The 23,112-nt window shown below is 42.5% G+C and carries 25 protein-coding genes; 13 read left to right on the forward strand and 12 right to left on the reverse strand.

Annotated elements, in window-relative coordinates:
* Nucleotides 1-8: 8 nt before the first annotated feature.
* A complete protein-coding gene (locus myaer_RS10960) occupies nt 9-815 on the forward strand; it encodes a creatininase family protein (protein WP_046662109.1) in 807 nt (268 codons plus the stop codon).
* 260 nt (nt 816-1,075) lie between these two features.
* Here the strand turns inward: myaer_RS10960 and myaer_RS10965 are convergent, their stop codons facing one another.
* Together myaer_RS10965 and myaer_RS10970 are read right to left on the reverse strand one after the other, a co-directional pair.
* Nucleotides 1,076-1,462, reverse strand: a complete 387-nt coding sequence (locus tag myaer_RS10965) for a type II toxin-antitoxin system VapC family toxin (protein ID WP_046662110.1) — start codon at nt 1,460-1,462, stop codon at nt 1,076-1,078.
* Nucleotides 1,459-1,686, reverse strand: a complete 228-nt coding sequence (locus tag myaer_RS10970) for a DUF2281 domain-containing protein (protein ID WP_046662111.1) — start codon at nt 1,684-1,686, stop codon at nt 1,459-1,461. Before myaer_RS10970 ends, myaer_RS10965 begins: the two co-directional genes overlap by 4 nt.
* 511 nt (nt 1,687-2,197) lie before the next feature.
* On the opposite strand from myaer_RS10970, the gene myaer_RS10975 reads away from it, so the two are divergent.
* Nucleotides 2,198-2,866: a HEAT repeat domain-containing protein gene (locus myaer_RS10975; protein WP_046662112.1), complete on the forward strand. Its 669-nt coding sequence runs from the start codon at nt 2,198-2,200 to the stop codon at nt 2,864-2,866.
* Nucleotides 2,867-2,927: 61 nt separating this feature from the next.
* Complete coding sequence (locus myaer_RS10980; RefSeq protein WP_046662113.1) at nt 2,928-3,440, forward strand: phycobiliprotein lyase; 513 nt, start codon at nt 2,928-2,930, stop codon at nt 3,438-3,440.
* Between the two features lie 70 nt (nt 3,441-3,510).
* Here the strand turns inward: myaer_RS10980 and myaer_RS10985 are convergent, their stop codons facing one another.
* Nucleotides 3,511-4,443, reverse strand: coding sequence for a hypothetical protein (locus myaer_RS10985; RefSeq protein ID WP_080949748.1), 933 nt, complete (start codon nt 4,441-4,443; stop codon nt 3,511-3,513).
* Nucleotides 4,400-4,999, reverse strand: coding sequence for a DUF1517 domain-containing protein (locus tag myaer_RS10990; RefSeq protein WP_046662115.1), 600 nt, complete (start codon nt 4,997-4,999; stop codon nt 4,400-4,402). The genes myaer_RS10985 and myaer_RS10990 overlap by 44 nt, the downstream gene beginning before the upstream one ends.
* A 202-nt stretch (nt 5,000-5,201) precedes the next feature.
* Between myaer_RS10990 and hpnH the strand changes: the two genes are divergently transcribed.
* Nucleotides 5,202-6,218 (forward strand): adenosyl-hopene transferase HpnH, encoded by a 1,017-nt coding sequence (gene hpnH, locus myaer_RS10995; protein ID WP_008205928.1) that lies wholly within the window; start codon nt 5,202-5,204, stop codon nt 6,216-6,218.
* Between the two features lie 2 nt (nt 6,219-6,220).
* Here the strand turns inward: hpnH and myaer_RS11000 are convergent, their stop codons facing one another.
* Nucleotides 6,221-7,594 carry a DICT sensory domain-containing protein gene (locus tag myaer_RS11000; RefSeq protein ID WP_046662116.1) on the reverse strand — a complete coding sequence of 458 codons (1,374 nt, stop codon included), beginning with the start codon at nt 7,592-7,594 and terminating at the stop codon, nt 6,221-6,223.
* A gap of 183 nt (nt 7,595-7,777) precedes the next feature.
* Here myaer_RS11000 and myaer_RS11005 point away from each other — a divergent pair, with 183 nt between their 5' ends.
* Both myaer_RS11005 and nblR read left to right on the forward strand, forming a co-directional pair.
* Nucleotides 7,778-8,260, forward strand: coding sequence for a hypothetical protein (locus tag myaer_RS11005; RefSeq protein WP_046662117.1), 483 nt, complete (start codon nt 7,778-7,780; stop codon nt 8,258-8,260).
* Nucleotides 8,261-8,330: 70 nt separating this feature from the next.
* Nucleotides 8,331-9,020 (forward strand): response regulator transcription factor NblR, encoded by a 690-nt coding sequence (gene nblR, locus myaer_RS11010; RefSeq protein WP_046662118.1) that lies wholly within the window; start codon nt 8,331-8,333, stop codon nt 9,018-9,020.
* A gap of 153 nt (nt 9,021-9,173) precedes the next feature.
* Here the strand turns inward: nblR and myaer_RS11015 are convergent, their stop codons facing one another.
* Entirely contained in the window at nt 9,174-9,971 is a 798-nt protein-coding gene (locus tag myaer_RS11015; protein WP_046662119.1) for a glutathione S-transferase family protein, read from the reverse strand.
* Nucleotides 9,972-10,332: 361 nt separating this feature from the next.
* Here myaer_RS11015 and myaer_RS11020 point away from each other — a divergent pair, with 361 nt between their 5' ends.
* The 3 genes from myaer_RS11020 (at nt 10,333) to myaer_RS11030 (ending at nt 13,101) form a co-directional block, all read left to right on the forward strand.
* Entirely contained in the window at nt 10,333-11,541 is a 1,209-nt protein-coding gene (locus myaer_RS11020) for a hypothetical protein (RefSeq protein WP_046662120.1), read from the forward strand.
* Nucleotides 11,542-11,574: 33 nt separating this feature from the next.
* Nucleotides 11,575-12,567, forward strand: coding sequence for a pentapeptide repeat-containing protein (locus myaer_RS11025; protein WP_046663708.1), 993 nt, complete (start codon nt 11,575-11,577; stop codon nt 12,565-12,567).
* Nucleotides 12,568-12,663: 96 nt separating this feature from the next.
* A complete protein-coding gene (locus myaer_RS11030) occupies nt 12,664-13,101 on the forward strand; it encodes a retroviral-like aspartic protease family protein (RefSeq protein WP_046662121.1) in 438 nt (145 codons plus the stop codon).
* Here myaer_RS11030 and myaer_RS11035 read toward each other — a convergent pair.
* Nucleotides 13,096-14,757: a M14 family metallopeptidase gene (locus myaer_RS11035; RefSeq protein ID WP_046662122.1), complete on the reverse strand. Its 1,662-nt coding sequence runs from the start codon at nt 14,755-14,757 to the stop codon at nt 13,096-13,098. The two genes, myaer_RS11030 and myaer_RS11035, sit on opposite strands and share 6 nt — an antisense overlap.
* 71 nt (nt 14,758-14,828) lie before the next feature.
* Here myaer_RS11035 and myaer_RS11040 point away from each other — a divergent pair, with 71 nt between their 5' ends.
* Nucleotides 14,829-15,041 carry a hypothetical protein gene (locus myaer_RS11040; RefSeq protein ID WP_002751038.1) on the forward strand — a complete coding sequence of 71 codons (213 nt, stop codon included), beginning with the start codon at nt 14,829-14,831 and terminating at the stop codon, nt 15,039-15,041.
* On the opposite strand, the gene myaer_RS11045 is transcribed toward myaer_RS11040, so the two are convergent.
* The 4 genes from myaer_RS11045 to myaer_RS11060 form a co-directional block, all read right to left on the reverse strand.
* Complete coding sequence (locus myaer_RS11045; RefSeq protein ID WP_046662123.1) at nt 15,038-15,784, reverse strand: circadian clock KaiB family protein; 747 nt, start codon at nt 15,782-15,784, stop codon at nt 15,038-15,040. The genes myaer_RS11040 and myaer_RS11045 overlap by 4 nt on opposite strands.
* A gap of 90 nt (nt 15,785-15,874) precedes the next feature.
* A complete protein-coding gene (locus tag myaer_RS11050) occupies nt 15,875-17,146 on the reverse strand; it encodes a type IV pilus twitching motility protein PilT (protein WP_046662124.1) in 1,272 nt (423 codons plus the stop codon).
* A 335-nt stretch (nt 17,147-17,481) separates the two neighbouring features.
* Complete coding sequence (locus tag myaer_RS11055; protein WP_046662125.1) at nt 17,482-18,384, reverse strand: three-Cys-motif partner protein TcmP; 903 nt, start codon at nt 18,382-18,384, stop codon at nt 17,482-17,484.
* Between the two features lie 14 nt (nt 18,385-18,398).
* Nucleotides 18,399-19,193: a DUF5131 family protein gene (locus myaer_RS11060; protein ID WP_046662126.1), complete on the reverse strand. Its 795-nt coding sequence runs from the start codon at nt 19,191-19,193 to the stop codon at nt 18,399-18,401.
* A gap of 245 nt (nt 19,194-19,438) precedes the next feature.
* Between myaer_RS11060 and myaer_RS11065 the strand changes: the two genes are divergently transcribed.
* Together myaer_RS11065 and myaer_RS11070 are read left to right on the forward strand one after the other, a co-directional pair.
* Nucleotides 19,439-20,200 (forward strand): hypothetical protein, encoded by a 762-nt coding sequence (locus myaer_RS11065; protein WP_046662127.1) that lies wholly within the window; start codon nt 19,439-19,441, stop codon nt 20,198-20,200.
* Complete coding sequence (locus myaer_RS11070) at nt 20,197-20,607, forward strand: PIN domain-containing protein (RefSeq protein WP_046662128.1); 411 nt, start codon at nt 20,197-20,199, stop codon at nt 20,605-20,607. The genes myaer_RS11065 and myaer_RS11070 overlap by 4 nt, the downstream gene beginning before the upstream one ends.
* Here the strand turns inward: myaer_RS11070 and myaer_RS11075 are convergent, their stop codons facing one another.
* Nucleotides 20,608-21,666, reverse strand: coding sequence for a potassium channel family protein (locus tag myaer_RS11075; RefSeq protein WP_046662129.1), 1,059 nt, complete (start codon nt 21,664-21,666; stop codon nt 20,608-20,610).
* A gap of 126 nt (nt 21,667-21,792) precedes the next feature.
* On the opposite strand from myaer_RS11075, the gene myaer_RS11080 reads away from it, so the two are divergent.
* A complete protein-coding gene (locus tag myaer_RS11080; RefSeq protein ID WP_046662130.1) occupies nt 21,793-23,076 on the forward strand; it encodes an aspartate aminotransferase family protein in 1,284 nt (427 codons plus the stop codon).
* The last annotated feature ends 36 nt before the right edge of the window (nt 23,077-23,112 follow it).

Below are 23,112 nucleotides of genomic sequence, written 5' to 3' on the forward strand. Positions count from 1 at the left end.
ATAAAATTATGATGCACGGTTTTATTCCCCCTCATCGTTATTTTCCCTATCTTACTTGGACCGATATAGATTCAATGCCAGATAAGGAAAATGTGGTAATTATTCAACCCATTGGTGCGATCGAACAACACGGACCCCATCTACCTATTGCCGTCGATGCTGCCATTAGTTTAGGGGTTTTAGGCAAAGCTTTCGAGAAATTAAATACAAATGTTCCCGCCTTTGCTTTACCCTGTCTCTACTACGGAAAATCTAACGAACATTGGTCTTTCCCCGGCACTATTACCCTCTCGGCAGCCACCTTATTAACCCTCATTCAAGAGATAGCTGAAAGTCTCTATCGTTCGGGTTTTCGCAAGTTAGTATTAATGAACTCCCACGGCGGACAACCGCAAGTTATGGAAATTGCCGCTAGGGATATTCATCAACAATATCCCGATTTTTTAGTATTTCCTTTTTTCACTTGGCGAGTTCCCCACAATGCAGCTGAATTATTCTCGGAATATGAATTAGAATACGGTATTCATGCAGGAGATGTGGAAACTAGCATTATGTTATCATTACTGCCAGAACAGGTCAAAATTGAGCGGGCTGTGCGAGAATATCCCCAAGGTTTGCCAGAAAATAGTTTGTTAACTATGGAAGGAAAATTACCCTTTGCTTGGTTAACTAAGGAATTAACTAAAAGTGGAGTGATGGGAGATGCTACTAATGCAAGTAAAGAAAAAGGCGATCGATTATTAGAATCCGTTGCTAATGGTTGGGTACAGGCGATCATTGATGTTTATCGATTCCGTCAACCGAAGTTATACTAATAAAAAATTAATCAGAATTGTTAATAAGCTGTACTGCATTTAAACTGTCTATTGCTAATTTTATTAGCAAGGATAAAACTCCATCTTCCTTCTTCTTTGATTCGGGAATTTGAACACCATCTTCTATGAGAATTAATAGAAAAATTTTTAACCAAATAGGTTAATTTTTAGCATAATTATTAATCTCAATCATGAGTTTTATCCTTGAGGGTTTAGAAATTTTGTAACCAGTCACAAAAATAAAAAAAACGACATTATTTTTACCATATTTTTTGTACGGGATAAGCATCGAAAACAGAATCAACGCCTAAAATAATTAGGTTTTCCGTAATTGCTTGAGAAATTAATAAACGATCAAACGGGTCTTTGTGATAATAAGGTAAGGTGTCCAATGTCCAAATATGAGATAATTTCATGGGTAAAATCTGCACATCATTAATTTTAGTTTGATCTTTAACTATTTCCGAGAGAGAAATATCTAAATTTAATTTGCCTAACTGTACCTTGATCTGTATTTCCCAGACGCTGACCAAACTCAAGAAAAGAAGATTATTTCTATTTTCTAGTATCTCAATTGCTGATGAGGAAAGCTGAGGAGAATTCTGGGAAAACCAGATTAAAGTATGACTATCTAAGAGAATATTCATGAGTCAAAATTCCAGAAGTTATCTGGTAAGGGTTGATTGAAATCATCACTCATCCAAATTTTCCCCTGATGCAACCCAAAGACTCGTTTTTTAGGGGAAGATGACGGCTCCTTTTCCTCCGTGAGTGCTTCTACATATTCTAAGATTTGTTTTTGTTTATCTAGAGGAATTTCCTGTAGCTTGTTAATAATGCTTTCTGTAATTTTATTGCCAGAAATAGTCATGGTTTTCTCAATATCTACTGAAATCTACACTTCCAGCTTCATGATAGCATTTTAAACATAAATAAAGTTAATTTTTGTAGAACCACTTCCCCAACTTGTTTAAGAGAGTTCCTGCAAAAATCAAAAATCTTCCGTGAGGAGACTCCGAGACGGTTTACAGGAGGAGAAAAAAGACAAGAGACAACTATCCTGTCCATAAAACCCAAGATTATGTCAAATTTATCTGAGGTTTTCGATATTTTGAGCCGATAGCACCTCGAAAACTTACTTTTACAGGAGGTTTAAGCTAAATTAATCCTATTGTTAAGGATATTAGCTAGAGCAGTTATCTTAATGAGCAGGTACAAAATTTTCGTTTTCGGGAGTCGGTCTTCCATACCAAATTAGGTTACACTTCATCTTTATCAGAAACACTGTAACACACAGAAATTAGCTGTTTCAGTCCCCTAAGGCTGCTGACTTAGAAACAATTGCGTTAGAATTAAAGAAATATTACAAGTGATTGACAAAAATGAGTAAGCCTGATATAGAAGCCATTGCCCTCCAGTTAGAAAGCAGCAACTCCAAAGATCGTCTGCTGGCCTTGGCCTCCCTGCGAGAAGTGACCCCGGAGGAAGCTGTACCCTTGATCAAAAAAGTCCTTTATGATGAAATGCTGCCGGTGCGATCGATGGCTGTCTTTGCTTTGGGAGTCAAACAAACCGAGGAATGCTTTCCTATCCTAGTGGATTTGTTAGCCAATGATGCCGATTATGGCATTCGCGCCGATGCTGCGGGGGCTTTAGGTTATTTAGAAGATATTCGCGCTTTTGAACCCCTACAGAGGGCTTTTTACGAAGACACGCAATGGTTAGTCCGCTTTAGTGCCGCCGTCGCTTTGGGCAATTTGGGCGATATTCGGGCTAAACAGGTGTTATTATCGGCCCTCGATAGTAACGAAGCGGTTATTCAACAGGCCGCTATTGCTGCCCTTGGGGAAATCAAAGCAGTGGAAACCGTCGAGAAGCTTTTAACCTTTGTTAACTCCGATGACTGGTTAATCCGGCAGCGATTAGCGGAAGCTTTAGGCCACCTTCCGGCGGAAAAAACGATCGCGGCCTTAAAATTTTTGGTCAAAGACGAACACCCACAAGTGCGCGAAGCAGCCCGTTTATCCTTGCAAAAATTGGCCAACGTCTAGGGATAGGATAGAATAAATAATCTATTCTTCCAGAGCGATCGATCTTTGCCTACAGCCATTCATGGACATTCAAGAATTTATTAATCTCTGTGCGGGTAAATGGTTTTCTCAGCGCACCAGTTATCAATTAGCCGCCCAAAAAGTTGCCAATAATAAAGCAGAAATCACCATCGATTTGCTGACTGCCGATGCTGCCGATGTGGTGCAATTATGTTTAGAAAATAACTGTCAGTCCCAGTCCAGTCTAGGGGGATGGAAAGCGACTTGGGATAATTCCGTGGACTATGGACAACCGAAAAAAATCGGTTCTAGCTATTTAGTTTGGCTACCCTCAGAGAATCCTTGGCAGGGAAAATTAATCACATCGGACGCTAAATCGGCAGCGCTGGGAGAATATCATCTCAGAAGCGATCAAGCTTTGACTTTAACCATCGAGGACAATCACCATCGTATCGAGGAAAGAATCTGGTTTGCTAGTCCTAATCTGAGATTGCGTACCAGTATTATCCAGTCGGTCAATGGCGATCGCCAGACGGTTTTCTATTCGGAAATTCGCAAAATGGTTGCTTCTTAAGTAGTTGCCATCCCCAATCTCTGAGGTGGGGAAGACAGGGTTAATCTTCCACCACTCCAGTCAAATCCTCCTAACGTCGGCCGCGTCTGCTGCTGCCGAAACCACTGCGACTAGGGGTACGACGGGAACCAGAGGAACCGAAACTAGGAGAACGTTTGACATTATCAGATTTACCCGAATTCTTCAGGGTACTGGAACCATAACCGGAACCACTGGGTTTTGTGGTGGTGGTGGTGCTGCGATTGGGACTAGAGGGAGTATTGCTAGGATAACGACGTAAATTGCCAGTAGAACGGAGAGTTTGCCGGTTTTTGACCGCCGGAGGTGGACTATTATGTTTAGTCCGGTATTGATCTACTGCCTGATTATAGGTGGAACCGTAACCACCAAAACCAGTCATCACACCCCCCGGAGTATAGAGGGGAGGAACGTAGTATTGAGGACGAAAGAGCAAACTACCCAAAGCTTGACCAGCAACAGCACCGAAAAAAGGACTCCAAAAACTCGATTCTTGCCGAATCACCACGGTTTCTTGTTGTCCGGTTTGGGGATTGTTCCGCACTTCCGTGACATTATGGACATACTCGATTTTAAAATCTTCGGTCATGTATAGGGTAGCCTGATCGCCGTTGATTTCCACCGAGGTTTTTTCCCCTTTAGCGGTATCCTCCTCGGTTAATCTAGCCATTTGCAGGTTAGTGGTGCGAAAGAGGGGAGAATTCCCCCCAGGGGTGTTTAACAGCATTAAGGTATAAGTGCCATCTCCATCATCGTAGGTAGCTTGTTGCACCTCGTAGCGACCGCTACTAACCTGATTGGATTCTCGTCTTACACTACTGTTATTAGCTGACGGTGACTGAGTTTCATTTGACGACGAACCACAGGCCACCGTTGTGCAACAAAGGGTAAGAATTAAAAAGATTGTCGTTACTTGGCGCAGCATAATGGCAAAATTAAGACTATAAAGGCAGTAATTCGGGGAAATTGAGTAATAGTTGCTCATTGGTCAATTCATCTCCCAATTGAGCAGGAGAAAAATGTACCTGAATCGCACGCAGCCGACCTTGGTAGTGGAGGTTAATTATTGATCTTAAACCATCTTCCAGGGCCTCTCGATCGGCTAGGCTAGTTTCTAAACCAGCACTCTCACCCTCGAATGCTATTGTGATCATAACAACTAAGTTATCAGTGACGGGTAAAGTTAAGGGTTCCTTTTCCCCCACTTGTGAAGACACCGATTCACTTAGGTATCTCCCCGCAGAATCGGTAAACAGTTCGTTAACGTAGTCTCCCGCTTCCCCCTCATTCCAAAAAACATCGCCCTCATTAGCCACAGAAAACCAATAGAGGTTCATCTGCAGCAGATTTTGACAAATTTCTACTAAACCCTCTCCCATGACCTCTAAATCGCCTTCGGAATCGATCGCCTCCCGGCCGGCACGATTAAGAATACCGATCAGGGGTGCGACTTCTTGGCCGTAGAGATGCAAAAATAAGCGACAGACCACATAGCGAGTTCTACCCGCAAATTTCTTGAAGCGATCGCCTAAAGAACCCATAATAGACCTCCGGTAAAAATCAAAAATTGTCGTTAAGGTTAGGAGTCAGTAGTCTTGGAGCCATCAGCTAGATCAAGGTGATAATCAAGTAAACAGCCAGAAAAGCCCTCAGCTTTTATTTATTTTGCCATTTTCTAGGCTCCTATGCCTTGATGTCCTGTTAACAGTCTATAATGACTTAGAATCCTATTGGTGTGAGCAAATGGCTGTCCAACTACAACAAGCTTTAGTGGTTGCTTCCTATATCTTGAAACAGCGTCTAGCAGGAAAAAAGCGTTTTCCCTTAGTTTTAATGCTAGAACCCCTATTTCGCTGTAATTTAGCCTGTACTGGCTGCGGGAAGATTCAACATCCCCCGGAAATCCTCCGCAATCATCTTACCCCAGCAGAATGTTTCGCAGCGGTGGAAGAATGCGGGGTTCCCGTGGTTTCCATCCCCGGGGGCGAGCCGCTTTTACACCCACAAATCGATGAAATTGTCAAGGGGTTAGTGGACAGAAAAAAATTCGTCTATCTGTGTACCAATGCCCTGTTATTGGAGAAAAGCCTGGATAAATTTACTCCTTCACCCTATCTTACCTTTAGTGTCCATCTGGATGGTCTCAAAGAACATCACGATCGCTGTGTGGATCGAGAGGGAGTATTCGATAAGGCAGTACAAGGGATTAAAGCAGCGAAAGCGAGAGGTTTTCGGGTTACTACTAATACCACGGTTTTTGAAGGCACAGATGCGCGAGAAATGCAGGAATTTTTTGATTTTCTCGCTACTTTGGGTATCGATGGCATGATGATTTCCCCGGGTTATAGTTATGAGTGGGCCCCGGATCAAGATAGTTTCTTGAAACGGGAGCAAACCAGAGCTTTATTCCGAGAAATTCTCTCACCCTGGAAATCAGGTCAGAAAAAGTGGAATTTTAACCATAATCCTCTCTTTCTCGATTTTCTCATCGGTGAACAGGACTATGAATGCACCCCTTGGGGTAGTCCTAGCTATAGTCTTTTAGGATGGCAAAAACCCTGTTATCTGCTCAACGAAGGTCATTACAAAAGCTTTCGGGAACTTTTAGAAGAAACCAATTGGGATAACTACGGTCGGGCCAGTGGCAATCCTCAATGTGCCGATTGTATGGTACATTGCGGCTATGAACCGACCGCGGCCATGGCAGCTTTTAAACCGGCTAATATGGGACGTGCCATGCAGAGTTTAATCGGAGTCTAATCCTAAACTGATTCTAACCAGACGGCGGGGACTTGACTAGGGCGATCGGGTAATTGCATCCACCCCATTTCGCACAGACGAATTACCGAACTTAATTTTTCTACCAAAGCGGGATCAAAACGAATCCCGCTATAATTTTGACAGCGCTCTAGGGCCTCTCCTAAATCTAGAGCTAGTCGGTCGCCTCGCGGTTGAGTTAATTCCTGAAAATAGGCTGATAATCCTAAAATTCGCGACTCTAAGCTGATTTCTTCCCCTTTTAAGCCGTTGGGAACCCCGCTACCATCCCAGTATTCAAACTCATGGTAAATAATCTGTTGAATTGGGGCTAATTCGGGCATAGTGGCGAGTAATTGTGCGCCTAACACCGATCGATCCCGCCAAAATAACGCATTTGCTCCCTCTAACTGACTGGCACGCTGTCTAAAAACTTCGATCGGAGCCTCCGCTAGACCGATGCGGTATAATAAACCGGCTAATCGTAAGCGTCGTAATCTTAGGGTGGGTAAATCGAGCAATTGTCCCAACATTTCCGCTAAAGCGGCCACCTGTAGGGAAGCAAGGGGATTATCAATATCTCTTTCATCGACTTTTTGAGCCATTCTTAGAAAAGCTTGTAGTTTATTAGCGGCTAAATTTTTATTTAAACGGGATGCTTGTCCTTCTAAGTCGCTTAATTCTCGCGTTTGTCTGCTGACGGTGACTAACTGCTGTTGACTGGTTTGCAGATAGGTGACAATGCGAGAGACTACTCCCGTTAAATCCGTGGGAATGGGATTAATATTTTGACTAATTTCCTCTTGTTGTCTGCTTAAATCGGCCGCTAGACTGGGATTATAGGGATGGAGACGCTCAATTAAGATACTAGCGGCTTTTTCGACTAAATCGCGCTCGAATGTCCATAAACCGTAGAATTTTCGCTCCGTGTCTATTTGGGGTTGACTATCGGACCGGTATTCTTCCGGGGATAACTCATGACAGAGTACCATGGAGGCGTAATCGGGGGAAAGAATGATTAAATTCCACTCATTAACCAAACTATCGCTATTATCTAAGTTCACTAGCGAAACATTCTCTAAACTGCCGGTTTTATGCTCAGAAAAACCACTATCGGCCACGGCGGCGATCGCAATATGACGAGAAGAGCGAGCCATATCTAAATAGCGATCGGCTTCCTGTAAATACCATTTTCCCTGTTGAAAGGTGACTAAGACCAGTGGTTTATTTGTACTATCAGGGCTGCTAGTTTGCAAGATATGATCTTCAAGAGCATGACACAGGGCCACCAGGGTATTCTTAAAATAGACCCCGTAACTGCTGGGTAATCGTCCCGATGAAGCTCTTTTTAACTGTTGTAAGCTGGATTCTACGGTCATAGGTGGCAAGATTAGGGGAAATGGGGAGAAGGGTGTGGGGAGCAGGGAGAGGGAATTATGAATTATGAATTATGAATTATGAAGTGGGGAGACGGAGTAGGGGAGCAGGGAGAAAAAACTGATTACTGATTACTGATAACTGATAACTGATTACTGTCTCCTCATCGCTTTTTACTTAATTTTATGACCTTAGTGATTTGTACGGGTTTTCATGATTCTAGATTGACCGAGGATTTTTTAGGACATCTGGGGAGCAAATCGGTCCAATTACGTCCCTATATTATTATTTCTCCTTTTTCTTGCTTAAATGAAGCTTTTTCACCGGGAGAAGACCTAACCTTAATTGGGTTTAGTGCGGGGGTGGTAAATGCGATCGCTTTAGCCTATTATTGGCAAGCTCAAGGGGTTAAAATTCGAGCTTTAATCGCACTGGACGGATGGGGAGTGCCATTAATCGCTAATTTTCCCATTTATCGCCTTAGTCACGATTATTTTACCCATTGGAGTTCCTGTTTATTGGGTAGCGGTCAAGAAAATTTTTATGCAGATCCCCCTGTAGACCATCTTAGCCTCTGGTCGTCCCCCGATCGAGTAACTGGTTGGTCTGTCAATGGTAATTTTGTCCAACGCACCACAGCGTTAACTTTTTTATCTCAAATCGGTTAGGCGAGAATCAATTAAGTACAATTAGCTAGTCCCCTCCCTATCTTTCCTATTTCTTTACCGCTGCCAACTCATGAGTACATCAGTTCTGAGTTCTTCGATTCTCTTGGTGGGAATTGAGGAGAATATCGCTAAACTAGCTAGTGCGGACTTGAAAGAAGCAGGTTATCGTCCCCTGATTGTGCCTAGCATTGATATCGCTTTTCCAGAAGTGCAAAGTTGGCAGCCAGCGATGATTATACTCGATCGCTTCCTGGCGGGGGAAGCGGGTGTGAGTTTTTGTCGTCGTTTACGTTCCCAAGGGAGTCGCGTTTATATTATTTTGTTAGTATCTCAAGAAACCCTAGAAGAACGTCTTGCCTGTTTGGAAACGGGAGCCGACGATTATTTTCTCAAACCCTATAATTCGCAATCTTTTCTCAAATTAATCCGTTTTTACCTGCAACCTCTGGAAACTATCCCCGAACAATTGTGCTTCGGTGACTTAGTATTAGATTTAGCCAGTCGTCGTCTCTCCTATAAAAACAAAAATATTGAGTTGACGATGAAGGAATTTGAACTGCTGCGCTACCTGATGATTCACCCGAAAGAAGTATTATCAAGGGAGCAAATTCTCGAAAATGTCTGGGGGGACGAATTTCAAGGAGAGTCAAACGTTATTGAGGTGTATATTCGCTATTTACGCCTGAAGATGGAGGCTGGTGGTCAAAAACGCCTCATTCATACCGTGCGCGGTGTCGGCTACGTTTTACGCGAATCTTAACAGTGATCAGTAATCAGTGATCAGTAATCAGTGATCAGTAGATTGCTTTTATTTAATCTCCCTACACCCTACACCCCACACCCCACACCCCACACCCCACACCCCACACCCTACACCCTACACCCCACACCCCACCAGCCTAGTCAAGCTCTGCTATTCGATCTGGATGGAGGTGGGGGAATCTATAGGAGGGGTGGAACTCCCCGGGGTGATAGTTTGACGGTATTGACTATAAAGACGGTCGCGCCAAGCAAAAAAGCCCTCGTAGGCGCTATTATCGGCTAACCCCGGAATCCCCTTGCCTTGCAATTCCCTGGGTAAGTTGAGATAGGAACCCTGGGGAAACTGAAGCAGTACACTCAATCCCGCCACGGCTAAATCGGCTAAAGTGGGCTGATCCCCGACTAAATAGGGACGATTGGTTAAAATGAGGTTTAAAGCCTCTAAGTCCTGTTGTAGCCCCTTTTTCGCAGTATTGATAGCATCTTTTCCCAGACCTACACCCGCACCCAAAATATCAATTAATTCCCCCGGCATGGAACCCAGTAACAAGCGCATAAAATCGGGAGTTTCCCGGGGTAAAAAAGCGGTACGAAAGTTTTGATTTTGGGCAAAAGCGCCGAGAAAAGCGGTTCTTCCTTTTAATCCCAGGGATTCATCGGCCCATTCTTCGATTAATAAACATTGACCCCGTTGGAGGGGATCTGTGGGGATAATTGGTTTTTCAGGATACTTGCGATCGAGATAAAAAGCAATCTCCGTCGAGTCAGCGATATAGGTATCACCATCCTTGAGGACCGGGACCTGTCGCTGTCCGGAAAGACGGAATAAGTCCAATTGTCCCACCCCCGGCACCACGTCCCTTTTTTTATAGGCCAGTCCTTTATAGTCGAGGATGAGACGGACTTTCTCACAATAGGCAGATAATTCAAATTGGTAGAGTTCTAGCATAGGATGATATAGCCCCTCGATAAATCAGTTTCTCCCTGATTACTCTAACCCTATCGGGCATCGGTCGTCTAAACTTAAAGACTTTACTCCGATTTTGCTCGAACATTTGTACTAAAAAGAAGAAGGGCGAAAAAATAATCTTTTGCTAATTTTAGGAGTTAGGCTGGGTACTCTTAGGGAAGATAGACTAAACTCAGCCACCATAACTCAATAGTGCCACGCTTTTAGGCTAGAATATCTTCGAGCTCCAGAAGAGCCGGAATAACTTATATATTCCCGCAAGCTAACTTGCGAGAGACCAATAGCATAACGCTATAGTAGGGGTGCGAGGGCTAACTCCTTTCTCGGATCAGAGGTTATTATGCAATTATCCATGGACGTTTTTAATGAGGTAGTTCGTTATCTCGACAGCCACGAAGAAAAATTACGGATCAAAAAATTAATTTTTTGTATCTGTAAAAAATATTGGGAAAATGATCCTAATATTTTAGAGGGTGTGGCGATGGAAGACTTGGTGAAGGAGTTAGTGCAACTCAAAACCAGTAAGGAACAATTAACTTTGTCGGTTTATAAATTAGTTAAAAACCTAAATCATTCTAAAGCTTATCTGGGCGTAGCCACAGTTATTATTGAGCAAATCAGTAAATTATATGGTGATATTGCTGCCGCCTATGAAACCCAATTATCACCATTAGAACCAGCAGTTAACCCTAGGGTTAATGCCGTTAATAATGCTGTCAACAACGAGGAAGATAATTCCTTAAGACAGGTGGTTAGTAGCCTAGAAAATCATCTAGAGACGGAGAGAATTCAAAAATTAATGTTTGCCGCCTGTAAAAATCGTTGGGAAAATGATCGATCAGTGATTAATAATTATGGCTTAAAAAATATTATTTTAGAACTTCGGCAAAACAATCCTAATTTCTTCAGCTTGCGACAAACTCTCAACCAAATTGCCGAAAATATTAATAAAAAAGCTCTCTACCTGTCCCTAGCCGATATTATTCTTACCCAGCTAGAGCCTCTTTACGATACTGATAGCGATTACGAAGAAGATGAGTCAAACAGTCAAATCTTTAACGATCAAATGGTTCATCTAAATGATGATTGTGATTCTTCGGCTAAAACTGCATCTTTCTCCTCCTCTAGAACTAGAAGTAAACCTGTGGAGTTTCCCTCTTCAATCATCGCTCTAAATGAACCGCAAGTAGGAATGGGATTGCACTTTTTCGAGCCAGCTTCCTTAAAAAATAACCCCAGTAATTCCCCACAAATTCCTGCCTACGACCCCTTTGAAATTCGTTTAGAAATTTCGCATTATGCTAATCCTTTACGAGCCAAAATATTAATTTTCTCGCTCCTATTTTATCCTTGGGATCAGAACAGTCAAGATTGGTTAACCCTGCGAAGTTATACCCTAGAAGATTTACTACAACAACTCATCCAAAGTGGGAAATCTCTCAAGGATATCGAAATTCAACTATACAATATTGCTCAAACCCAAATGGATAGGGATGCTAACGTTCAAACCGCCGGTATTCTGGTGCAAGCTTTACAAAGAATTATTTAATTGTTTACCCCAATTTCTCTGGATATTATACCTATGAAACCCACCGAATTAATTGCACGTTATGCCGAGGGAGAAACTCAATTTAGTGGCTTAAAATTGCCAGGAGTTAATTTAGTTGGTGCTGACTTGATTGGCATTGTTTTAAATGGGGCAGATCTGCACGGAGCCAATCTTCTCTTTACCTATCTTAACCGGGCTAATCTCGCTCAAGCTAATCTCGTGGCGGCTAATTTAAGCGGTGCTAGTCTCAACCAAGCTGACTTAAATGGCGCAGATTTACGCAGTGCCAATTTACACGGAGCGCTCCTACAAGGGGCTAATCTTCGTGATACTGATATAACCCTAGCTATTCTACTTGATGCTAACTTAATCGGGGCGGATTTACGCGGGGCTGATTTAAGTAGTGCTAACCTCACTGGTGCTTGTTTGCGGGGAACAAATATGCGTCAGGAAAATAAAAATTCTAACACTAATTTACAAGCGGCTAATCTCTATCGCGCCGACCTGCAAGGAGCTAATATGAAAGGGGTTAATCTGGTACGAGCTAATCTAGTAGGAGCCAATTTAAAGGAGGCTAATTTGTCCAATGTTGACATCAGAAATGCGGATTTAACTAATGCTAATCTGCAAGGTGCTTTACTTACTGATGCCAATTTAGTCGGGGTGTGTTTAGTGGGAGCAAATCTAGCGGGAGCCAATTTAGTGCGGTCAAAAATGAGCGATACGGAAGCAATGGGCGCAAATTTCCATAGTGCAATTATGACTGAAATAAAATTAGATCGAGCTAATCTTAGTCAAGCTAATTTTCAAGCGGCAAGAATGAATCATGCTGACTTAAGAAGGGCTAATCTTTCAGGAGTTAATTTCAGGGAAGCGGAGCTAATCGATGCTTTTTTTGCTAGAGCAAATCTCACCGGTGCTGATTTAAGTAATGCTAATCTAACTGGTGCTGAGTTAATGAGTGCTAATCTCATGGGAGTTAACTTCCTCGGTGCAATTATGCCCGATGGCCGGATTAATAATTAAAATTACTTAGACAGTGTTGTTGGCAATTATTCTGGTATAATTAGGGGTAGAATTGAGGGTAGTATTATGGTTTAGCCAGCAATTATTGCAGAAGATATGGGCAAAATCTACACCAGCATTACAGTTATCAATCGCGCCGATCAAATTCGTGCGGAGGATGGTATCATCGCGCCGGATCAAATTCGCTCTCTTACCCTAGAAAATGTCTTGGTAGATACGGGAGCAACTAATCTTTGTCTGGTGCCAGAAGTAATCTCCCGCTTGGGTTTACAGCTTTTAAAAGAAGTAGATGTGGCTACGGCTAAAGGCATAGGAAAAGCGAGAATTTTTCGCGATGCTACCTTGATTATCGCGGGACGGGAAGGCACTTTTGAATGTTTGGAATTACCCAGAGGTCAAAACAATTTATTAGGAGTAATTCCCTTAGAAGCTTTGGGATTAGAACCAGATTTTCGCAGCCAAAAATTGCGAGTTTTACCCACGGAATCCCACGAGACTTATTTAACAATTTTATCGAACCAAATAGCTCTATAAAATCACTTTTTGTCTGACTGTTCCGGCTCTTTCAGCTATAGCGATAATCTCGATTTCTTGACCAGAAACTCCCTTAATTACCCATTCCACCGTACAGCGATAATCTAAACCGTGAGCGAGACTACTATATACTTTATTTGATCGTCCTTCTAAGTGACCGATTTCTTGCTCTAATTTTCCCACTATTAAACTCACCTCATCGGCCAAATTTAACTTGACTTGAATGGGACGAACTATCTTTCTTTCCAGTGCTTTTTTGCTGGTATAAGTGGGTAAAAATCCCTGATTTTCTAACTGTAAAACCAGATGATAAATACCATCGCCCTCCGACTTAAGATCGAGACGAGAGATAGCTAAAAGAGGTGACATTAAAGCATGGGCAATAGTAAACTGACATTGTTTCTCACATAAATCTGGTAAATACTTTTCTGGGGCATTTTGCCAGACATTTTTAAAGTCCCAACCGCCAATTTCCACCTCTCCCAATTGGGGATGATCAAAACTTTGCCAATTAATAAAACCCTTTCCCGCTAAATTCTCATCATTCCAACGCTGTAACTTCAATTCATCTTCCAAAGGATGCCAGCGAAACCATTGAATATAATCATCTTTTTCCACTGCTGCTTGGGTGGGTGCATCCCATAACTCCACCGTAAAACCATACCAACCAAAATGATCATAACCGTAATCATCCATGGCACCGTTAGTCACTTCTTTAGGATGATAACGAAAATCGTGATAGACAGAAACGCATTCATAGCCAGTCATTGCCTTTCCCTTATCGGCAATATATTTATACATTTCTAAGTCTTCCACGGGGAAATATTCATCGGGATGGGTGCTATAGGGACGCAACATGACTGCTGAATAGGTATGATAGGTAACGAAGCCATTAATATTGGTGTTATTCGCCCAAAATTCGGCTTCTGCACGGGTTTCTGGCTCGGAAAAAGGAAAATCTCCGGCCCCCTGTTGTTCCCCTTCAGGAACCCAATAAACAGGATAATTGCGGTTAAAATCTAAACCTTCTAGGGTGGGGGCAGTGGTAAAATTATAGCCATCGTAATCGCGGATTAAACCTTCGGTGAGCAAAGTGTAAAAAGTTCCCTCAAATTCCTCCGGTTCGCGACGCACCATAATGCGAGGATCTTGTTCAGAAATTTTCCAAGCGCCACAGGTATCTTTTTGGCGCATTTGTAAGATTAAACCATCGCCGTTAATATCTTCAGGATATAGCCCCGGTTTCTCATCCGTGTGGGGATAGGGGCGAATACTCGATCGTAACATATAGGGAGTGGTGAGATATTTTTCCGCTCCATCCACGGCTAATCGCGGCAAAATATAGACAGTGTAATGGTCAAGAAGTCTGGTAATTTGGGGATTATGACCGTATTGGCTCAAAAGATGAGAGATAGTGTAGAGAGCGACGGCAGAGCCTGTTACTTCCCCCGCGTGGGTGTTAGCATCGATCCAATAGGCAGGTTTTTCTAAATAGGGTCCTGTGGCTTGATTTGTTAGGGTAGTTAACCAGATATCTCGATTTTCGTAGGTTTTACCGATCGAAGTCAGGCTAATTAAATTAGGATAGGATGAAGCTAGGTTTTTCAGGAAAGAAACTAATTCTTGGTAGGGGTAATAGTGGCTAAAATCAAACATAATCTTCTGCAACTAAAAAAAGGATTCTTGGGTTAATTTGACAAAATATGGGATAATAACAGTAAAAAACTATGGATAGTCAAGATATCGCTCGCTACATTGAAGAAACTAACGGTATTTCCAAGCCTTGGCTGTTGGTGCAATTGCGTCTCAAAAAACTGCAAGAACGTCGTGCCAGTCTTTCCCAACAGGAATATATCCAAGAATTGGATGATATTCAGCAAGACTTAATGAAATTGGGCGAATGGTGGCGAGGAATCGAGTCAGAAGTCTTTAAACCCTAAGCGGTGGCGATAATCTGCAATACTCGCGGTAAATCCTCAAATTCGCCGACGATGCGTTTTACTGGTTGTGGCCAAACCCGGACTAAAGTGGGAATAGCAGAGACATGATTGGATTCTGCTTGTTCTGGATGCTTAGAGATATCGATCACTTTCAGGGTATAGGGGTGGTGTAATTCTCGTTCCAGAAGCTGATGGATCGATTCTAGGGTGTGCTTAGTATTGGCATTATTACCGGAGACAAATAACCGCAAAACATAACCCTTAGGACTAGGATTACTATAGTCAGAGTCAGCAGCCATCGCCGAAGTAGCTGCGGGAAGCTCCTGATAACGGACAATCAGATCGTGGGATTGCCAAAGTTGGGGAAACTGCTGACGATAGGTTTCTAAGATAGTGGGATTAGAGGATTGTTCCTGCCAAGGTACAGTAAACCAAGCTCGATCGTCCGTGGCGAAAATAGCATTTAATAAAGGCTGATAGCGACGGACAAGGGGATAGACTTCGGCTCTAGTATGAATACGGTGACTGTAGGGATCTCGCCAGCGATCGATGGTAGCGGTAAAACTAGGAACTAAAAAATGGGGGGGTTCTGGCAACCCTAAAGCGGACTGGAGAGCAGTACAGAGATTCAGATGCCAATGAGTTTGTTTATCAGGATCGATACAGTAAATTAGGTCGCCCCCGGGGGTAAACAGGGCGATGCCTTTAAAAATATCGGGCAACACAATCGCAGAAGTAGCCACTTGAGGGGTTCCCGTGAAAAATAAATAGGAGCTTCTATTTTTCTAGACTACTAAACTCTTGACCCCTCAAGGATTTCCTTCAGGGTTTTTCTAGATTCTCCCCCGCAGCATCATCGCCATTTCATTGGGAACCGGGGACATGGCCAAGGCTACCCCCTCGCTAATCCGTCCCTTTTGATAGAGGTTAAACAGGGATTGATTAGTGGTAATCATGCCGTGGTATTCGCCGTCTTTCATTAATTCAACAATTTCGTCATTTTTGCCGCTGCGAATGTAATCTTTGACGGCCTCTGTATTGACGAGAATATCGTAAAAAGCAGCCCGTTTACCGTCGGTGGTGCGACATAAACCCTGGGAAATAATACAAACTAAAGATTCTGCGATCGCCACCCGCGTCGATTCCCGTTCCTCGGCGCTATAAAGAGTTAAAATCCGGTCAAGGGTTTTTACAGCGCTGTTGGTGTGCAGGGTTCCCAGGACTAAGTGACCGGTTTGGGCAGCTTTCAGGGCAGTATTAACGGTGGCTTTGTCCCGCATCTCCCCCACCAGAATAATATCTGGGTCTTCCCGCAAACAGGCTTTTAGGGCATTATCGAACTCCTGGGTGTGTATTCCCACTTCCCGTTGTTTGATCAAACTGCGACGACTTTCATGGACAAATTCGATCGGGTCTTCGATGGTGATAATATGTTTGGGGTGTTCTTTATTGATGTAATCGATCATGGCTGCTAGGGTGGTGGATTTCCCTGAACCCGTCGGACCGGTGATTAAAATCAATCCCTTCTGCACATCGCACACATCCCGGAAGACCATCGGTAAGCGCAATTGTTCCATAGTGGGGATTTTCATGGGAATCAGACGCAAAACCATCCCCGGACCGCGCAGACTTTCAAAGATATTAATCCGCACCCTAGCGAATTCGTACTGAGTCGCACCGTCAAATTCTAGGTCTTTTTTAAAGCGAAGGATTTCTTCTTCACCGAGCATTTCGCGTAACCAACTATAAAAAGTGTTGATGTCAATTTCAGGATAGTCGAGAATAATCATTTCGCCACGATCCCGCATCCGGGGTTGTTCTCCAACTCCCAGGTGAACGTCCGAATAACCCCGATCAAAGGCAAACCGGATCAAATGTTCTAAGTTGGGTTGATTGGAGGCGCGACTTTCGGGAGGACTTGGAGGCGATATTTGACCATTTTGCGGCATATTTGGCACTTCTTTTGGCTGCGTCGCCACTTTTTGGCTCATTTCTTGATTTATCTCTGGTGTGGTTCCCTTGATTAACTCCGAGGGAGGCATCGGGATGGAGGGAACCGGCAGCGGTTGTAGTCGTCGCGAGGAAGAATTGGGATTTTTATTCATGAGCAATAGGGGTTTTTCCTTTACTATTCCCCGATTGTACTAACATCTCATCCCCAATTTCTCAATTGCTCACAGACGTTAGATTGAGGAGTAAGGATCCAGTAGTCTCCGAGTCAGGAGACAGGAGACTCCGAGACAGGAGACAGGAGATTATTTTTATTTATTCTTCCCACTTCCCCACTTCCCCACTTCATAATTTATAATTCATAATTCCCCCTCTCCTATACCTTTTCAACAGGATTTAGTTCCGAAAATCGTTACAATGGAGGTTGAGGGCTGATGATTTTGACTACTCAAGTTTGAGCGAGTTTGACTTGAAATATAAAAACAAAAAATTATCCTTGTAATTTTAGTTTTTCGTAACGTTTAAAAATATCGTTAGTAATTTTTATAGCAGCTTCACGGTGACTGGCTAAACACAAAGTATATAAAGCGGCATTCTTAGAATTTTTCATGATAACTGGGTTGCTAACGTAGGGAAAAAGTGTTTTTAATCTTTCTGTATATAAATCTGCTAATCTATCGGCAGAGATTTTGTCACGACTGGCATTAGGTTCTTGATTATCAAACAAATTTAATTGAATATTTTGTGGTGGTTGGTAAATTTGCTCTAGCCAATCTACGTTCCCCATTACTTTATTCAACTGTTCTACTACCTCTGTTTTTGGTTCTTTATCTTTTAGCAAAAGCCGAGTAACGCCCATCACCGAAAAGTTAATAAAAATATCGCAAGCTTTAGTTTCTGCTAGTTGAGTGATAGTTTGCCAATCTACTTGTAATCCATAGGGATCTAAAAAAACAAAGGCTCGTTGAGTAAATTTTTTCTTGAGCAATAAATTAGGCAGTATATCGTTACATAAAATCTCATTACAGTTACCGCGACGGACATGAATTTCACGGTCAGGAAACTCCTCACATAAACGTTCTAAACGTTCAGTGCGTTGACGGGAAGTATCAATAAACCAGTAACCATCAAATGGTGGTTCTGTTCTCAAAGCACGCAGGGGAGAACCATCAATATATCGTTGTTCATCTTCCTTCGCTGTTGGTCTCACGGAACCAGCAAAAGCGTCTATATAGTAATAAGCTTTAAGCCAAGGCTTTCCTGTGGGATTCTTGGGAGTTTTCTGATTGTTCATGATCACAGAATAAGCATTGAGATACTGAGCGAGTAAATCTAACTTATCCTCAGACCATTTACCAATAATATCTTCGCCTTCTTGGCCTCGTTGACTCATATCGATAACTTTGTTTAGGTCAATGTTAATAAATTATCTTGTTGTTTATTTTTTGAGAGTTTTTTTAGGGAGGAACCTGCTCTGATTGTCCATTTAGCATTGTGTTCGTTCCAAGCAGCAGGCATTTCATCCCAAATACGCTCATCAAGCATTCTACCACCAGCTTTGGAATAGTTACCACCCCACTGCTTAAAGAAAAAAGCAACTTTAGATTCTCTGGTTTGAGCCAAAATTTCCCTAACCCAATCTGGCTCTATGGGACGATGTTGATAGCCTGATTCACCGCCAACAATAACCCAATCAATCAGCGATAAATCCAGATTTAGTGGTCCTAAAAGAGGTTCACAGGAAAGAAAACGTACTTTGGCTGGTACTGTTTTTAAAGCCTCAATTCTATGGGTATATTGCTGACTTTCTACAGAGACACCCATCCAGATATTTTCCGACCATTCCAGTTTATCTGCTAAAGTTGCTAGTTTTTGAGGGCGCTTAGTCAAAATTTGATAAATATGCCAAGGAGTGTCTCGCATCACCGCAAAGATTTCCTGTAAATAGCCAAAGTCTAAATCTTCATGAAAAAGATCACTCATCGAATTGACGAAAATTCGACTCGGTGTGCGCCATTTTTTCGGCTGTTCTAGTCTTTCTCGATGAATAGTAAAATTAAAACCTGTGGGAAAACTTCCAGGAAAACGCATTGTTATTGCTTCTGCATAGCAATGACGACACCCCGGACTCACCTTTGTACAACCAGTGGTGGGATTCCAAGTTTTGTCCGTCCATTCAATACCAGTTTTACTACTTGACATTTTTTTACCAGATACTTCCATAAGAGGGTGAACTTTTAACAAAGTATTATAGTACAAAATATCTAAGTAGGATCAAAGGCTGACAAAAATTAATGCTACTGCCTGATCTCTCCCGATCTCCCTCAGAGGCTATAGTAACTATAATCACCCCTTTAGACCCCAAAATTGTTACAATGGAGGTTTAGGGCTGATAATTTTGACTACTCATTTCTGTTTGATCGTCAGTCTTAGGGGAGGTAAATACGATGAATAGTCTGCCCAGTTCAGTCGAACGGGAAAATCTAGGACAATTTTTGTTAGAAAACCTGCAAAATATTACAGATAAACTCGATCAAATTGTCACCGATTCTGATCGGATAATACTGGATAATTTACTACAAGAAACTAAGATTTTAGTTGAGCAAGTTAAGGATAACTCTAAAACTTATCAAGCAAGAGCCGATATATTTTATCAAATTAATAAATTATGGCTTCAGGTTTGGAAACAATATAAGAATGAGATTTCGGCAATAAATTTGATTGAGATTATCAATGAATTTACCGATAGAGTAACTGCCTATAATCAATTATTTATCGGCCTTGCTCAGATCAATGAGGGAAAGACTGGTGAGGAAAAAGCCGATTTAATCAGAGTGGTGGAAGGTTCACGCATTCTCTCGGAAACCATAGATGTGTTTATTGATATGTTTGCCGATTCAGAACTAGAGCAAATTTACCAGGGAGCTAAAAATGCTCTATCGGTTTCTAATCGTACTATAACCGAATATTTCCAAGATACTGACAAATCTTTAGTCACCCAACTGAGAGCCTATTATAGTTTAATAATTTTCAGAATTCAAGAGCGATTTAATCCTAGTAATGTATCTTTAGAAACTACTTCTCATTCCCTAACAGATGATTTAAGCGATCTTGATCCTTGGACAAGAGACTTAGTGGGGGTTGTCGATTTAGGCTCAGAAGACCCAAAAGAATCGTATATTGATTATTTAGTGGATAAGTATCGGTGAAACGAGTCCTATTCGATAGTGATGTATTGCTAGATGTTTTGGGTAAGCGTGAACCACATTTTCCCGCATCTGTACAAGCATTAAATACAGTTAAGACAGGTAAAACTCAAGGATATATTTCCGGTCATGCCGTCACTAATATTGATTATATTTTGTCTAGAGAAAATGGAAGAGAAAGCTCAAGAAAGTTGGTGATAAGTCTTCTAGAGAATTTGCAAGTTGCTAGGGTGACAGATGCAATAATTAGGCAAGCATTGGCAAGTCAGATGAAAGATTTTGAAGATGCCGTTACCAGTGCCGTTGCTGAATCAGAAAAGCTAGAGATAATCATAACGCGAAACCTAAGAGATTTTGCAGTTTCCCCTGTTCCCGCAATGCTACCAGTAGATTTTTTATCGATTCTTTAACTAATGCTTCGGTAAACGTAAACCATCCGATCGCATGGGGATTAAAATCTGAGTTAAACTGCGTAATTGTTCGGCCGTTCCCATACAAATTAATAAATCCCCGGCCATTAATTCCGTATCGCCAGTCGGTCCCCCGATTAGCGTACCATCAGCGCGACGTATAGCCAAAACTAAGGCCCCCGATCGAGATCTTAAATGTGCTTGACTAAGACTTAAACCGACACAGGGACAAGTCCTCGGATCGATTAAAAATTCTTCCATATAAAATGATCGATCGGTTCCAGTTAAAATCCCATCGACAAAATCCATCACCTGGGGTCGTAGGGCCGCGGCCGCTAATCTTCTACCGCCGGTAATATAGGGAGATACCACCGCATCGGCCCCGGCCCGTTGTAATTTTTGTACTGCTTCCTCGGTACTAGCCCTAGCAATGGCGCGGATTTTCGGATTAAGAGTTTTAGCAGACAAAACTGTATATAAATTCTCCGCATCGGAAGTTAAAGCGGCCACAATACAAATAGCGCGTTCGACTCCTGCCATTTGTAAAGATTTATCTAAGGTAGCATCTCCTTGAACAACAATATAATTTAATTCTTTGGCCCGATTTACCTGTAGGGGGTCTGTATCAATGACTACAAAAGGAATATTTTCGGCGTAAAATTCGATCGCCACCTGTCTGCCGGTGCGACCCAAACCACAGATGATATAGTGTTCCGATAGTCGATCGATCAAGCGTTTCTCCTGTCTCTGTTTGAGTCCCTCTTGAAAATAGCCTTGAATTAAAGCTTCGGTCAAGCGATTAACAATATAACCGATGCTGACTACTCCCATGATAATCAAAACCATTGTAAACAGTCGTCCCCGTTCACCTAGGGGATTAATTTCGCCAAAACCGACGGTAGCGAGGGTACTAATCGTCATATAGGCCGAATCTAGCCAACTCCAACCCTCGATCAGATGATACCAAAGCGTACCCAGCAAAAACACCACGATCAGGGCAAAAATTCCCCCGATTAATTCCTGACGCAGACGACGATATTTATCTTCACTGATAGACAAGCAAAATTCACCCCTAACACTGTCTAGTAAATTACAATAAAATCAGTTTTTAATCTAAATAACCCGTCCTTCTCAGACGGATTTGATTATAATTTCCCCTATGTCTAATCGCGCAGGAGTTCCCCAGTGAGTCCAGAAACCCTTTTAGAACCAACCCTAGTTGATCCCACTCCCAATTTAAACCCGAATCAACCCTTCGATCCAGATAGTTTTAACAGCTATGTGATGAATACCTATGGTCGCTTTCCCATTGCGATTGCCAAGGGGTTGGGGTGTCGTCTCTGGGATACTTCCGGCAAACAATACCTTGATTTTGTCGCGGGAATTGCCACCTGTACCCTCGGTCACGCACACCCCGCTTTAATTGAAGTGGTTAGCCAGCAAATCCAAAAACTCCATCATGTCTCGAATTTATACTATATTCCCGAACAAGGGGAACTAGCTAAATGGATTGTCGATCATTCCTGCGCTGATAAAGTTTTTTTCTGTAATTCTGGTGCCGAAGCGAACGAAGCGGCAATTAAATTAGTGCGTAAATATGCCCATACGGTGCTAGATTTCCTGGAACAGCCGGTTATTTTAACCGCTCACGCTAGTTTTCACGGTCGCACTTTAGCTACCATCACCGCAACTGGTCAACCGAAGTATCAAAAAGACTTTGAACCCCTGATGCCGGGGTTTGCTTATATTCCCTATAATGATATCGAAGCGGTGGAAAATGCGATCGCTGATCTCGATGAGGGTAATCGTCGTGTGGCCGCGATTATGTTGGAACCCTTGCAGGGTGAAGGGGGAGTACGTCCGGGAGCTATCGAATATTTCCAACGTTTACGGCAAATTTGCGACGAAAATAACATTTTGCTTGTCTTTGATGAAGTACAGGTGGGAGTGGGAAGAACCGGCAAACTCTGGGGTTATGAGAATTTAGGGGTAGAACCGGATATTTTCACTTCTGCTAAGGGTTTAGCGGGGGGTATTCCCATCGGTGCGATGATGTGCAGAAAGTTCTGTGATGTGTTTGAACCGGGTAGTCATGCGAGTACCTTTGGGGGTAATCCGTTCGCTTGTGCCTCAGCTTTAACAGTATTACAAACCATTGAACGGGATCACATTCTCGAAAATGTCCAGCACCGAGGGGAACAATTACGCAGCCGTTTACGCGCGATTGCTTCTCAATATCCCCATCTATTTGTCGATGTGCGCGGTTGGGGTTTAATTAATGGTATGGAAATTAATTCAGAAAGTGAGTTAGTTTCATCTACTATTGTTAATGCAGCCTTGGCCGAGGGTTTATTAATTGCTCCCGCAGGTCCGAAGGTTCTCCGTTTTGTACCTCCTTTAATTGTCTCGGAAACAGAAGTAGATGAGGCTATGGATAAGCTAGAAGCAGCCATCGCTAAAGTGGTTTAATTTCAGTTATCAGTTATCAGTTATCAGATGTAAGTT

Origin of the sequence: Microcystis aeruginosa NIES-2549 (assembly GCF_000981785.2) — a bacterium.
Classification (GTDB): Bacteria; Cyanobacteriota; Cyanobacteriia; order Cyanobacteriales; family Microcystaceae; genus Microcystis; species Microcystis aeruginosa_C.